This window comes from Allobosea sp. ASV33, assembly GCF_016428755.1.
Taxonomy (GTDB): Bacteria; Pseudomonadota; Alphaproteobacteria; order Rhizobiales; family Beijerinckiaceae; genus Allobosea.
Map to the genome: position 1 here is coordinate 1 of NZ_JAELTI010000343.1, position 302 is coordinate 302.

The 302-nt window shown below is 77.8% G+C and carries 1 protein-coding gene; it reads right to left on the reverse strand.

Annotated features, from left to right (window positions below):
• The coding region (locus tag JHD80_RS28030) for a CbtA family protein (protein WP_199093928.1) at positions 1-144 on the reverse strand (144 nt) is incomplete at its 3' end.
• Positions 145-302: the final 158 nt, after the last annotated feature.

Sequence of the window (302 nt, forward strand, 5' to 3'; positions counted from 1 at the left end):
GATCACGGTCGCGAGCCACCAGAGCTGGCGCTGCTCCAATGCGGCCGAGGCTGCGCCCGGCAGCTCGGGCGCAAGTCCCATCGCCGGCGCGAGCCCGAGCGCGAGAAAGCCGCAGGCACCCCAGACGCTGTCTCTTATACACATCTCCGAGCCCACGAGACTCTAGGCGCGATCGCGTATGCCGTCTTCGGCTTGAAAAAGGGGGGGGGGGGGGGGGGGGGGGGGGGGGGGGGGGGGGGGGGGGGGGGGGGGGGGGGGGGGGGGGGGGGGGGGGGGGGGGGGGGGGGGGGGGGGGGGGGGGG